The sequence below is a fragment of the Bacillus sp. LQ01 genome (assembly GCF_057624735.1).
Window position 1 is genome coordinate 825814 of the sequence record NZ_JBYEZL010000002.1, and the last position, 13717, is coordinate 839530.

At 34.6% G+C, this 13717-nt stretch carries 17 protein-coding genes; 13 read left to right on the forward strand and 4 right to left on the reverse strand.

Annotated features, from left to right (window positions below; translation table 11 throughout):
* Positions 1–19: 19 nt before the first annotated feature.
* Both AC22L0_RS16775 and AC22L0_RS16780 read right to left on the reverse strand, forming a co-directional pair.
* Complete coding sequence (locus AC22L0_RS16775; protein ID WP_000283738.1) at positions 20–256, reverse strand: hypothetical protein; 237 nt, start codon at positions 254–256, stop codon at positions 20–22.
* Positions 257–353: 97 nt separating this feature from the next.
* A complete protein-coding gene (locus tag AC22L0_RS16780; RefSeq protein WP_033667426.1) occupies positions 354–1211 on the reverse strand; it encodes a metallophosphoesterase in 858 nt (285 codons plus the stop codon).
* 230 nt (positions 1212–1441) lie between these two features.
* Here AC22L0_RS16780 and fadH point away from each other — a divergent pair, with 230 nt between their 5' ends.
* From fadH to AC22L0_RS16795, 3 genes are all read left to right on the forward strand, one after another.
* Positions 1442–2206 (forward strand): 2,4-dienoyl-CoA reductase, encoded by a 765-nt coding sequence (gene fadH / locus AC22L0_RS16785; RefSeq protein WP_000660913.1) that lies wholly within the window; start codon positions 1442–1444, stop codon positions 2204–2206.
* A gap of 255 nt (positions 2207–2461) precedes the next feature.
* Positions 2462–3679 carry an EAL domain-containing protein gene (locus AC22L0_RS16790; protein ID WP_000564306.1) on the forward strand — a complete coding sequence of 406 codons (1218 nt, stop codon included), beginning with the start codon at positions 2462–2464 and terminating at the stop codon, positions 3677–3679.
* Between the two features lie 182 nt (positions 3680–3861).
* Complete coding sequence (locus tag AC22L0_RS16795; RefSeq protein WP_001233804.1) at positions 3862–4350, forward strand: DUF3993 domain-containing protein; 489 nt, start codon at positions 3862–3864, stop codon at positions 4348–4350.
* Positions 4351–4478: 128 nt separating this feature from the next.
* Here AC22L0_RS16795 and AC22L0_RS16800 read toward each other — a convergent pair whose 3' ends face one another.
* Entirely contained in the window at positions 4479–4715 is a 237-nt protein-coding gene (locus AC22L0_RS16800) for a glutaredoxin family protein (protein ID WP_000717875.1), read from the reverse strand.
* Positions 4716–4948: 233 nt separating this feature from the next.
* Here AC22L0_RS16800 and AC22L0_RS16805 point away from each other — a divergent pair, with 233 nt between their 5' ends.
* From AC22L0_RS16805 to AC22L0_RS16850, 10 genes are all read left to right on the forward strand, one after another.
* On the forward strand, positions 4949–5185 hold the full coding sequence (locus AC22L0_RS16805; protein WP_000055151.1) for a YkuJ family protein: 237 nt from the start codon (positions 4949–4951) through the stop codon (positions 5183–5185).
* Positions 5186–5426: 241 nt separating this feature from the next.
* Positions 5427–5576 (forward strand): hypothetical protein, encoded by a 150-nt coding sequence (locus AC22L0_RS16810; RefSeq protein WP_000440540.1) that lies wholly within the window; start codon positions 5427–5429, stop codon positions 5574–5576.
* Positions 5577–5650: 74 nt separating this feature from the next.
* Complete coding sequence (locus AC22L0_RS16815) at positions 5651–6169, forward strand: ribonuclease H-like YkuK family protein (protein ID WP_000348489.1); 519 nt, start codon at positions 5651–5653, stop codon at positions 6167–6169.
* A 120-nt stretch (positions 6170–6289) separates the two neighbouring features.
* Entirely contained in the window at positions 6290–6481 is a 192-nt protein-coding gene (gene abbA, locus AC22L0_RS16820) for an antirepressor AbbA (protein ID WP_001188692.1), read from the forward strand.
* Positions 6482–6649: 168 nt separating this feature from the next.
* Positions 6650–7093 (forward strand): cyclic-di-AMP-binding protein CbpB, encoded by a 444-nt coding sequence (cbpB, locus tag AC22L0_RS16825; RefSeq protein WP_000623579.1) that lies wholly within the window; start codon positions 6650–6652, stop codon positions 7091–7093.
* Between the two features lie 179 nt (positions 7094–7272).
* Complete coding sequence (gene ccpC, locus AC22L0_RS16830; protein WP_001987174.1) at positions 7273–8157, forward strand: transcriptional regulator CcpC; 885 nt, start codon at positions 7273–7275, stop codon at positions 8155–8157.
* A gap of 71 nt (positions 8158–8228) precedes the next feature.
* Entirely contained in the window at positions 8229–8951 is a 723-nt protein-coding gene (gene dapD, locus AC22L0_RS16835; protein ID WP_000783241.1) for a 2,3,4,5-tetrahydropyridine-2,6-dicarboxylate N-acetyltransferase, read from the forward strand.
* A gap of 63 nt (positions 8952–9014) precedes the next feature.
* Positions 9015–10145 (forward strand): N-acetyldiaminopimelate deacetylase, encoded by a 1131-nt coding sequence (locus AC22L0_RS16840; RefSeq protein ID WP_087967385.1) that lies wholly within the window; start codon positions 9015–9017, stop codon positions 10143–10145.
* A 246-nt stretch (positions 10146–10391) separates the two neighbouring features.
* Positions 10392–11258: a cytochrome c oxidase assembly protein gene (locus tag AC22L0_RS16845; protein WP_001167321.1), complete on the forward strand. Its 867-nt coding sequence runs from the start codon at positions 10392–10394 to the stop codon at positions 11256–11258.
* Between the two features lie 82 nt (positions 11259–11340).
* On the forward strand, positions 11341–12006 hold the full coding sequence (locus AC22L0_RS16850; RefSeq protein WP_000504032.1) for a potassium channel family protein: 666 nt from the start codon (positions 11341–11343) through the stop codon (positions 12004–12006).
* A gap of 43 nt (positions 12007–12049) precedes the next feature.
* Here AC22L0_RS16850 and rnjA read toward each other — a convergent pair whose 3' ends face one another.
* Positions 12050–13717: a ribonuclease J1 gene (gene rnjA, locus AC22L0_RS16855; RefSeq protein WP_000670377.1), complete on the reverse strand. Its 1668-nt coding sequence runs from the start codon at positions 13715–13717 to the stop codon at positions 12050–12052.

A 13717-nucleotide genomic window follows, 5' to 3' on the forward strand; every position in this document is an offset into this window, starting at 1 on the left:
AAAGAATCGTTATTTTAACTTAGTAATAGTATGGTTGCTGACATGGTCCACCGTAACAAGGATAAGGTGCTGGCGGCGGGAAAGGTGGTGGATAAGGTGGATAAAATGGTCTAGGGCCGAAAGCTAATGCTCCGCCGAGCAATCCACCAGCAATTCCAGCTAGAAAGGGAACGCCAAAAAACGGGAAGAAGCGTGAGTCGCCTACTGGACCAATAGGTGCTGAACGGACTGGAATTGGTTGATAATATGGATACATGAACATACCTCCTTTATTGGACTCACTTTTATCATATGGTAAACAAAACGTGGATGAGCGCGTACAAGAAAGGATATGTAAGAAAATAGGCGAATTATTACGAATGTTGGAGTGTGAAAATTGTGATTTCAGGTTTTGACATAAAGCGAAATGGGACACGTGTTCTTCCCAGGCCTCGATTGACATAGAGAGTTAAATCCTGAATTGTATAGAAGCCTTCAATATAGTCTTTGGCGAGTGAAGGTGTAATAATAGCTCCTAAAAAAGGAATTTGTACTTGTCCGCCGTGACTATGACCAGAAAGTTGCAAGTTGATTGGATATTTAGAAACTTTGGGCGCGATATCTGGTTCGTGAACAAGAACAATGTTATAAGTACTTTGCCGTGCATGCTCTAATGTTTTCTCTATTTTTGGTTTGCCTAATAGTATATCATCGAGACCGAAAATAGAAATTTCACTATTATCCATTAGATGAATTCTTTTTTCACTATTGAGCAATAGCTCAAATCCTGATTCACGCATGATGTGCTCATAGTATTCAGTTCCATATCCACCGTGATCATGGTTACCATAAATAGCGAATTTACCAAAGGGGGCTTGTATATTTTTTAAAATGGATGCAACGAAAGGAGTGTCAGTATACGTTTGATAATTATCAATGAGATCTCCGGTAAAAAGGACAATATCTGGATTTACAGCATTAATTTTAGAAACAACTTTAGATAAATGTTGAAGCGAGAAATAGTATCCGAGATGTAAATCGCTGAATTGAAGAATTTTCATACCATGAAAACTTTTTGGGATGAGTTGTGATTTTAATGTGTGCTGTGTAAAAGAAATGAAATGGGGCTCTATATATTTAGCATAGTAGTATCCGATGCTACTGGTTATAAATGAATAGAGACAAGTACGCATACCAATTTTTAAAAAATTTCTTCTTGTAATGTGCTTCATAAAAATATGAGTATACCTCAATGTTTTCATTCCATTTATAGGCTACTCAAATCTCCTTTCAGTTTATTTAAAATATACTTTACATAATAAAAAGTAGTATAGATTACGAAAAAAAATGAATAAAAAGAAAGTTCTTTACGCTAAAATATCAGAAAAGTTTAAAAATATAAAGATTTCTATTAAATAAAGTGATAAAATGAATGTGTATTCATTTTTTGGAGGGGATGTATGTGAAAGAAAAGGTAGTTATTATAACAGGTGGATCGAGTGGAATGGGAAAAGGAATGGCGACTCGTTTTGCAAAAGAAGGGGCACGAGTTGTTATTACAGGACGTACAAAGGAAAAACTAGAGGAAACAAAGTTGGAAATTGAACAATTTCCAGGGCAAGTATTACCTGTACAAATGGATGTAAGAAATACGGATGACATTCAGAAAATGATTGAACAGATTGATGAGAAGTTTGGTAGAATTGATGTTTTAATAAATAATGCAGCTGGAAACTTTATTTGTCCAGCAGAAGATTTATCTGTGAATGGCTGGAATTCAGTCATTAATATTGTATTAAACGGTACGTTTTACTGTAGTCATGCTGTCGGAAAATATTGGATTGAAAAAGGTATAAAAGGGAATATCATTAACATGGTAGCAACATATGCATGGGATGCTGGTCCAGGAGTTATTCATTCGGCTGCAGCGAAGGCAGGAGTATTAGCGATGACGAAGACGCTCGCTGTTGAGTGGGGACGTAAATATGGAATACGAGTTAACGCTATCGCGCCAGGACCAATTGAACGTACGGGCGGTGCTGATAAATTATGGATTTCAGAAGAAATGGCTAAACGTACGATACAAAGTGTTCCGCTTGGAAGGCTGGGTACGCCAGAAGAAATCGCTGGTCTAGCTTATTATTTATGTTCAGATGAAGCTGCGTACATAAATGGAACTTGCATGACAATGGATGGAGGACAACATTTACATCAATATCCATTTTAAAAGGGATAAAAAAATGAATATTTGATTCATTTTTTTATGGCTAAATGTGACGGAATTGTGACATATGAAAGAAAAGTGTTTACAAGAGGTCATATATACGTTATATTTAAGACCTCTTTTTTCTTCATAGTAGAATTGCTAATTCCCCTTAGCATTTTACCCCTCTAATCCCTTCAGGAAAACTGAAGGGATTTTTTATTATTTTTCCGTAAATATCATGTTATAATTTTTGAAAAGTAAAGGGAGGGAAGCACGTTGATAGATGCATTAGATGTAATGAGTAACTTGGATAAAGTCCTTCCTTATTATCAAGCTATTTTTAGTGCTGATGAGCATACTGTAATTGGATACGAAGTAGTAGGACGTATTCAAACAGAAGAGGGCATACAAAGTTTAGCTTCTTTCTTTCACGATGATTCGATTCCAAGTGAATTTCAACTGGAAGCGGATAATATTATAGTAGAAAAAGCTTTAAATCGTTATTTAGAAAGCGATCAAAAATTATTATTATTTATACATCGGAATGCTAATGTATTAATGAATGATGATGATGAAAGCTTGCTTCAACTTTTATTGAGGTATGAAGAACAAGGTTTAAATTTAAAACAAATTGTTTTAGAGATTACAGAACATGAATGTAAAGAAGATATAGAGCAATTTAATCATTTGCTTATGTATTATCGTACATATGGTATTCAAATTTCGATTAATAAAGTCGGAACGGGCACAAGTAATTTAGAGCGTATTAGCGTGTTAGCACCTGATATTTTAAAAGTAGATTTAACGAACTTAAGGCAAACAGCACTTTTACAATCTTATCAAGATATTTTATATTCTTTATCATTACTTGCTAGAAGAATTGGTGCAACTTTGTTATATGAAGAAATAGATGCTTTTTATCAACTGCAATATGCTTGGAAGAACGGCGGAAGATATTATCAAGGTAATTATTTGAAAGAATGTTTACCTGATTTTATTGAAACGAATGTTTTGAAAGAGCGACTAGGTAATGAATGTCATCAGTTTATTCAGCATGAAAAGAAGAAGTTACAAAAAATTTATAATTTAACAGAGATGTTACGCGATCGCATTGGCGATGTTTTATCAAAACAAAAAAAGAATGAAGATATAAATGATTGGTTATTACAATTTAGTCAAAGTGTATCACAGTGTAGTTTTCGTATATTTATTTGTAATGAAGATGGTTTCCAACAATCAGGAAATGTTATGAAAAAAGATGGAGAATGGATTGTGATGCCGGATTATTATATGAAGAACTGGAGTTGGCGCCCGTATTTTCTCGAGAATATCATGAAAATGCGTTTTGAGAATAAGGCGAGGCTTTCAGATTTATATGCAGATATTGAAACGGGAGAAATGGTACGAACATTTTCTTTCCCGATTGATGATGACAACTTTTTATTTATAGATTTATCTTATGAATATTTATATGAAGAAGATGTTTTATTTTAATGCACGAAGAGATTCGTGCATTTTTTGTTTGTTTTTATCATAAATTGGTAATAGTGAAAATGGTGATGAAAATGCTGTCTATCGTTGTAAAGATTTTACGAACGAAATCTGTCCTGTCTTTGCATAATCATTGTTACAATGAATACTACAAAGACAAGTTCTTTTAAAAGGAAGGTGAAAAAATGAGGAAATATGGAATATGGCTTGTTCTATTTGTATGTGTTGCCTTTCTAGTTGGTTATAGTGTTACGACTGTTTTAGGAAAAGAGGAAGTGGAAGTCGATCGGAAAGAAGTATTTACAACGATACAAAAAGGCTATGAAACCCAGTTTTCAATTCGTGGGAAGCATTTGCCGATGAATAAGATGATAGAGACGTTATCACCGTATTTTACAGATAATTTCCTTCAAGTATTTACAGATGAAAATAGCAGAAGTGATAAACAAAGTGGTGAATATTTACTTCCGGCAAAAGAAGCACCGTTTTCTTTTAATTCAGAAACGAAAATGTCGTATGATGAAGAACATAAAAATTTATATGTATATGAGCGGACAAAAAGTGGACAGTATCAAATTGTAACATTGAAAAGGGATCAAGATAAATGGAAGCTAGCAGGATATCATGAAAGTCAGGAACTTTTAACTGAAATAAAAAGGTTGCAACAATTATAAAGTGAAACTTTTAATCAGTGGGAGGGATTACTCTTCCATCTAACTTCTTTGCTGTAGCTAAATTTGGGGTAGGAGTTTTACTACCCACAAATAGCGGGATAAGAATAGGAATAGGTATTTACCTATTCCTATTCTATATTGAGTAGTTGTTGTAACTTTTCAATTTGAAACCCTGCAACTACTTCGCCATCAATTACGACTGTTGGAGTTGAATAAGAATCATAGTCGTATAAAAGACGATTGCGAGCAGCAGCGTCTTTTTTTACGTCAAATTCTTCATATGCAACGTTATTATGCTTCAAAAATTCTTTCACAATAACACAGGGCGGACAATCGGGTTGTGTATAAACCTCAATTTTTTTCATTGTTATTCCTCCTTTTTTCTGTTTTTTATTATATTCTTCCAGTATAAAAACCGCAATAAAGAAGGGGAAATATGTTCTTTCTGTTTTTTCCTTCGCATTTCGACAAATTTTTAGTTGAGTTTCTGGCCAATAACCTTTATCCTAGAGTGTGGAACATTTTTTCTGTTATGACGGATAGAATGAGTATAGCTGTAAAACCTATTGGTAGGAAGATCAGAGAAAGGAGAGATTTCATGTCTCTACTCCAAGGAATTTTAACTCGACTTGTTAGTCTACAAGAACAAGCTGAAAGCGGTGAAGTAGCACAACGCTATTTTGAAGTGAACGGTGAGCGCAAATGTAGCGTGAAATTTTTCGATAAAAGTGAAATGTATGAGTTAGAAGTGTATCAACAAGGTGAAAAACCTCAAGTGTATCAATTCGATAATATCGACATGGTTGCAATTGAGATTTACGATATCATTTCTTGATACATATAAAAAAGGTACTGCCATGTGGCAGTACCTTTTTTAGTTCTATTACTTTCTAGTGGAATGTATAGAAGTTTTTTATTTTTCCTACAATGGTATTAAAATGAAATTTTAATCCGTGCAAGTTTGCTTATCCATGTGGAAAATGAGTCCCGTCAACCGGGTGAATATGTGAAGCTAAACTTCTCACAATCGCTGGGTTCTGCAAATAGCGGGAGAAATATAACTAGGAGGTTATCGTATGGAACGTTTACCAGTTGTGATTTGTCCTAATTGTCAAAGTTCTGCTGAGATTATTCATGTATTAACGGCTCAATCTAATCAAAATGTAATTTATACGTGCCAAGTTTGTCACTTTGTAATTCGAAATATTGAAACGAATAAAGGATAGGAAGTTATAATTTTAGTTTTTGTCCCATACAATGAGAATACGAAAAGTCTGTCTAATTGAAAGGACGTGACTCTGTGGACGGTGCACATAAATTTTACAATGTTTCAGAGAGACATTTAAATTTTGATATGGTCTTTAACCGTATTTGTAGTTTCATTGAAAAGGATCCGCGAAATTTATATCGATTATCCATTGGGACAGACTCACAAGCGCATCAAAAGGATACGAGGTTTATTACAGCAATCCATATTCATCGTGTTGGAAAAGGTGCCTGGGGCTGTTTACACCATAGATCAGTAAAAGATAAGCCGGCAACCTTACGTGAGAAAATATATTTAGAAACGCAGTTTAGTCAAGAAATCGCATGTCTATTTACGCCTACTCATATACAAACAATATGGGAGTTATTGCATCCTTATGCTCAAGATGGTGCTGGATTCATAATGGAAATTCATTTAGACATTGGGAATGATGGTTTAACAAAAGAATTTATTTTAGATATGACAGAAAAAATTCGAGCGATGGGATTAACTGCAAAAATTAAGCCAGATGCTTATGCGGCGTTTAGCTATGCAAATCGATATACGAAATGATTTTTTTGTATGTATACGATTGCTATATATCTTTTAATAAAAACTGAATATTACATCTATTAAATAGGTTGAATTTTTTATATAATAAGAGTAACGATGCGAGTGTAAGGAGAGGGGTATATGCAAAGGGAAGTTGTTTTAACGAAGGAAGAAGAAAGTTTACTACTAGATATTTTATTTCAGCAAAATTACGCAAGTGAAATTTTAGCTGTGGAACTTACAGATATTGAGAATGGTTTGAAACAGACAGATGTGATGCAATATAAAAAAATCACAAGGTTATTTTACAGATTAAAAAATAAAGGGTATTAAGCGCTACCGGAATGGTAGTCTTTTTTTTGTGCTGTATGCTAAAATAGCTGTGTGATTGTATTTTTATTGAAATAAATTTAGGACAAAATAATAATATGAAAACGCTGTCATAAAATGTGAATAGAGTTGTGAACATAAGCAGGAAAAAGGGAAAATGGGGGATGTAATATGATTAGTATTCCGAAAGACGAATTTCAACAAATTCTTGTGAAGGATTTAATGATTTCATCGGAAAAAGTAGCTCATGTCCAAATTGGAAATAGTTTAGAACATGCTTTACTCGTTCTTGTGAAATCTGGATATTCGGCGATACCTGTCTTAGATCCAATGTATAAACTACATGGTTTGATTAGTACTGCCATGATATTAGATGGTATGTTAGGATTAGAACGTATTGAGTTTGAAAGACTCGATGATATGAAAGTAGAGCAGGTGATGAAAGAAGATATACCTGTTCTTAAATTAGACGATTCATTTGCAAAAGCTTTAGAAATGACAATTGATCATCCTTTTATTTGCGCTGTTAATGAAGAAGGCTATTTTGAGGGGATTTTAACACGTCGGGCTATTTTAAAATTGTTGAATAAGAAAGTAAGGCAACATAATCGATAACGTAAGAAAAGTGACTTCATAGAAACGAAGAAGTCACTTTTTTTTCGTGCATATCACTTGTGTATGTATTATATTTAAAAAGACATAAAACATAAGGAAAGTTTGCGCTGGACAATTGTATTTTCTGAATGAAAGCATTCGGGTAAATTAAGGATGAAAAGCTTATTGAAATAAGGTGTATGGAAGCTAAGGAAAGAGGGAGAAAGTTGCAAATTGATGATTTTCAAATGATGGTTGTGTTAGCTCAGGAATCAAATATGAGAAAAGCGGCGGAACGTTTATTTGTTTCCCAACCTGCGCTGAGTCAACGATTACAATCTATGGAGAAACAATGGGGAATGAAGTTTTTTATTCGCTCACAAAAAGGATTGACAATTACACCTGAAGGGGAAAAAGTTGCAAATTATGCTAAAGAAATGTTGCAAAGGGAAGAAGATATAAAAAGTGAGCTAGCTGTTTTCAGAACGGAAACTCATGGAACGTTAAAAATAGCTGTTGCATCAGTTATTGGTCAATATTGGCTCCCTCCTGTTTTGAAAAAGTTTGTGCATAAATATCCTTCTGTCAAGATATCGCTGTTTACTGGATGGAGTAGTGAAGTGCAAAAGCAGTTTTATGAAGGAGACGTTCATGTTGCTATACTGAGGGGAACACAAGAATATAAAGGTCAGAAGCAACAATTATTTGAAGATGAACTGTATTTAGTTGATAAAGAAATAAAAGATATTTCGATGTTAAAAGAAACAAATAGGCCGTTCATTCAATTTAAAAGTGATTCGACTTATTATGGACAAATACAAAATTGGTGGTATGGTTTATTTTCTAATCCGCCTAAGCGAACGATTGTAGTTGACCAAATTGAAACATGTAAACAACTTGTTTTAAATGGTATAGGTTATGCCCTTTTACCTTCTACTGTTTTAAAGGAAGTACAGGAAAATATGTATAAAACACCTGTTCAACTGACGAGAGAAACATGGTTGTTAACAAGTGACTCGGCAAGGCAGTTGAAGCAAGTACAAGCATTTTTAGAAATTATAGAAGAAATTCAAAGGGAAAAATAAGATTATTATCTTGCTACTCGCTCTTTCGTTTGGTAGAGTAACATTATAAATGGATTTAGGAGGCAACAAGAATGAAAATGATGGACGCTAACGAAATTATTTCGTTTATTCAAAAAAGTGAAAAGAAAACTCCTGTAAAGGTATACATAAAAGGGGATTTAAAAGAAGTAACATTCCCTGAAACAGTACAAGCATTTGTGAATAAAAAGTCAGGTGTATTATTCGGAGAATGGTCTGAAATTAAGACAATTCTTGATGAGAATAATAAGCACATCGTTGACTACGTTGTAGAAAACGATCGTCGTAATTCTGCAATCCCGATGCTTGATTTAAAAGGTATTAAAGCTCGCATCGAGCCAGGTGCTATTATTCGTGACCATGTTGAAATTGGTGACAACGCTGTAATTATGATGAATGCAACAATTAACATTGGTGCTGTAATTGGTGAAGGTTCTATGATCGACATGAACGCAGTACTTGGTGGACGTGCAACAGTCGGTAAAAACTGTCACGTAGGTGCAGGTGCTGTACTTGCAGGTGTTATTGAGCCACCTTCTGCAAAACCAGTTATCGTTGAAGATGATGTAGTAATCGGTGCAAACGTGGTTGTTTTAGAGGGTGTTACAGTAGGGAAAGGTGCAGTCGTAGCAGCAGGAGCTGTTGTAACAGAAGATGTGCCTCCATACACAGTTGTTGCAGGTACTCCAGCACGTGTAATTAAAGAAATTGATGAGAAGACAAAAGCAAAAACAGAAATTAAACAAGAGCTTCGTCAATTAAACCCAGAGAAATAAAAAGTAAAAAAAGCGTAAGAGCGTAAATGGGCTCTTACGCTTTTTATAGATAGAGGTGCAAAAATGACAGTAAGCAAATTTATCCAAATTCGTAGAGATTTACATAGAATTCCAGAAATCGGATTTAAGGAATGGAAAACACAACAGTATATTTTAGATTATATAGGAACACTTTCTCATGAATTTGTGGAAGTGAAGACATGGAAAACGGGTGTAATCGTTAAAGTAAATGGAAAAAATCCCGAAAAAATAATAGGTTATCGTGCAGATATAGACGGTTTACCAATTACAGAGGAAACTGGATACGAGTTTGCTTCTATTCATGAAGGAATGATGCATGCATGTGGCCATGATGTACATACAACAATCGGTTTAGGCCTTCTAACGAAAGCTGTGAGCGAAAGAATAGATGATGACCTTGTATTTCTATTCCAGCCAGCAGAAGAAGGACCAGGCGGTGCTCTTCCTATGTTAGAAAGTGAAGAGTTAAAAGAATGGAAACCAAATATAATTCTTGGTCTTCATATTGCACCAGAATACGCTGTGGGGACAATTGCAACGAAAGAAGGACTGTTATTTGCCAATACTTCAGAATTATATATTGATTTAAAAGGGAAAGGTGGCCATGCTGCCTATCCGCATACTGCAAATGACATGATTGTTGCAGCGAGTCACCTTGTTACACAGCTTCAATCCGTTATTAGTCGCAATGTAAATCCTCTTGATAGTGCAGTAATTACAATCGGGAAAATTACAGGTGGTACGGTTCAAAATATTATTGCAGAAAAATCTCGTTTAGAAGGAACGATTCGAACATTATCAGTGGAATCAATGAAGCGTGTGAAAAGCAGAATTGAGTCAATTGTTACAGGTATCGAAGCTTCTTTCCAGTGTGAGGCGATTATAGATTACGGAGCAATGTATCATCAAGTATATAACCATGAAGAGTTAACAAGAGAGTTTATGGAATTTGTACATAAACAAACTGATATGAATGTTATTACATGTACTGAGGCAATGACGGGTGAAGATTTTGGTTATATGCTTCGAGAAATCCCTGGATTTATGTTTTGGCTTGGAGTAAATTCAGAATATGGTTTACATCATGCAAAATTAAAACCAGACGAAGAAGTGATTGAAAAGGCAATCACATTTTTAAGCCAATATGTAAAGTGGAAAGGGAATAGAAAATAAAACTTCCGCTCTCTTGAAGGTTCCAAATAACTTTTTGTTCTGAGGTGTAAGTAACGCTCGTATAGATTGATTTTAGACATTTACATACAAATGGAAGAATTAAAGTTAATTGTACTGTTTTAATAATGAGCAGGGGGTTTAGCCACTGCTCATTATTAATTATTTGACTAACTTATATATGTTTACTTTTAGTATGAAAAGTGTGTAAAATCAATGTGAAACATAGAAAAAAGGGTGGGGAATTACGTGCAAATTAGCAGTGCGATTTTATGTTTCGTCTTATATGCGTATGTTATTATTGCGGCGGTTTATTTTGGGATAAGTTTTTATGCCTATCGTCTAGTAGATAATAATGAATATGACGAAACATACAAATGGGTGAAGAGATATTTATCACCTGTACTAGAAATTATGAATGGGTTTGTGCTCTTTTTATTTATTGGATTAATTGCTTTCTCAACGAGTTTAGTAGGGAATAAAACTACGTTATTTGTATTGGGTATCATTATTTTTATGTTGTTAGGAATAAGGATTGGTAATACGGTCTTTTGGAATGAAAGAAAAGTAGATGGTTGGACGGGAATGTTAATTCCGTGCATGTTAGCTGCAATCGTGACAAATATAGAGCATGAATATTATCAATTACATTTTTGGCTTATTATCGTTTTAACAATTCTTTCTGTTTTGTATATAAGCACAGTAGTACTAACATATATTGCACATGAAAAAGGAGATGTTAAAGGCACTCGTTTCTTTAGAGGACGGGCATTATTTTGGAGTGTGCCGACGATGGCAGTTATCGCGCTTATTGCGATATTAGTAAATGGATATCAATTTTCTAATTGGCAACTATTTTTAGAAAATTGGTGGATCTTTATCTTTTCGTTTATTGCTTTTTTAGGTGCAACGCATTATTTATTCCATCAACATCATTACATATGGGCGTTGTTATTTGCATTCACACAGCTTCTATTTGCCTTTTTTGGTCAAGAAACATTATTATTCGTTTTTGAAACATTTAGTTCTTTTGGAAATATATTTGTATTTGCTATGCTACTTGTTGGTATCGCTTTTTACTTGCAACAATATTTTTATATACAAAAACAAAAATAAGAGCTAATCATAGTTTTTGTGACGCATATAAAGTGTGTTACACTGAAAATAAATAGTACTTGAAGTTATTGGAGGAATTCTTGTGGGTGAGAAAGAAAAAGAATTTGCTGTCATTGGACTTGGTCGCTTTGGTGGAAGTATTTGTCGAGAACTAGCTCAATTAGGTATGGAAGTAATGGCAATCGATTCAGATGAGGATAAAATTAATGAATTTGCAAATATAGCTTCGCATGCTGTAATTGCAGATTCAACAGATGAGATGGTATTAAAAAGCCTTGGTATTCGAAATTTTGATCACGTAGTCGTTGCTATTGGAGATAATTTAAATTCAAGTATTTTAACGACTTTGATTTTGAAAGAGTTGGGTGTAAAAAATATTACTGTAAAAGCTCAAAATGATTATCATGAAAAAGTGTTAAGTAAAATAGGTGCAGATCATATTGTGCATCCAGAACGTGATATGGGAAAAAGGATTGCTAATAATATTGCATCAAGCAATGTGCTAGACTACCTTGAGCTTTCAGATGAGCATAGTATTGTAGAGATTATTGCGAATAAAAAAATTGATGGGCACTCTTTAATTGAATTAGATATTCGTGCGAAGTTTGGATTGAATATTGTAGCAATTAAACGAGGCAAAGAAGTTATCGTATCCCCTCGAGCTACGGAGAATATTCAAGCAGGAGATATATTAATTGTCATTGGTCATGACGATGAAGTGGATCGATTTAAACACTTTTTAAGATAAGAGAAAAGAAAAGGACAATGCCTTCATGGCATTGTCCTTTTTCTTATATTTCCATAATGATTGGTAAAATCATTGGACGACGTTTCGTTTTCTCATATAGGAATGGGGCTAATGTGTCTGTAATTTCATTTTTAATTTCAGACCATTGTGTTGTTTTACGCTCCATTACTTTTTCTAAATGAGTTGTAATTAATGTTTGTGCATCATTGATTAAATCGCTGCTTTCACGCATGTAAACGAAACCGCGTGAGATGATATCAGGTCCTGCTGCAACTTTAAATTCTTTCATATCAATGCTTACAACTACAATTACAAGTCCTTCTTCAGAAAGGATACGACGATCGCGTAATACGATATTGCCAATATCTCCAATACCGTTTCCATCAATGTAGACCGAACCAGATGGGATTTTTCCAGCTACGCTAGCTTCATCCGAACGTAAAGCAAGAACATCGCCATTATCCATAATGAAGCAATTTTCTTCAGGGATGCCACAATCATTTGCTATGTTCATGTGCATACGCTGCATACGATATTCACCATGAATTGGCATGAAGTACTTCGGTTTAATTAGACGTAACATTAACTTTTGTTCTTCTTGTCCACCGTGTCCACTTGTATGGATATTTGAAAGTTTCCCGTGAATTACATCAGCGCCAGCGCGGTACAACATGTTAATTGTACGACTTACGCTAATTGTATTTCCTGGAATTGGTGAAGAAGAGAAAACAACTGTATCTCCAGGAATAATTTGAATTTGGCGGTGTGTACCATTTGCAATACGTGAAAGTGCTGCCATCGGTTCACCTTGACTACCTGTACATAAAATAACAACTTTATTAGCTGGTAAGCGGTTTAGTTGAGATGCATCTATGAATGTATCTTTCGGGCAACGAATATAACCAAGGTTTTGTCCAATTTCAATCGCTGCTTCCATACTTCGACCAAACACAGCTACTTTACGGTTGTTTTCAACAGCAGCTTCAACAACTTGTTGTAAGCGGTGGATATTTGATGCAAAGGTTGCGAATATAATCCGTCCTTCTACTTTACGGAAAATGTCTTGAATGCTATCACCAACGCGACGCTCAGACATAGTAAAGTTTGGAACTTCACTGTTCGTACTATCAGATAATAGACATAGTACGCCATCTTTACCGATTTCAGCCATTTTTGTTAAATCAGCTGGTTCACCAACTGGTGTGAAGTCAAATTTGAAGTCACCTGTATGAACAACTTGACCTTGAGGTGTTTTCACAACAACGCCGTACGAATCTGGAATACTGTGAGTTGTACGGAAGAAGGATACAGACGTTTTTTTGAATTTAATAACGTCATCTTCTTGAATCTCGTAAAGTTTTGCTTTACGAAGTAAGCCGTGTTCTTCTAATTTGTTTTTGATGAGTGCAATTGCTAATTTTCCGCCGTAAATCGGAATGTTCACTTGACGTAATAGGTAAGGGATTCCGCCGATATGATCTTCGTGACCATGTGTAATGAATAACCCTTTAATTTTATCTTCGTTTCGCACAAAATAAGTGTAGTCTGGTATTACATAATCGATCCCGAGAAGTTCGTCCTCTGGAAATTTAATTCCAGCATCAATTATAATAATTTCATCTTGAAATTGAACAGCGTATGTATTTTTACCGATTTCACCAAGCCCACCGAGAGCAAATACAGCAACTTGGTCGTTTTTTAGAAATTTCAT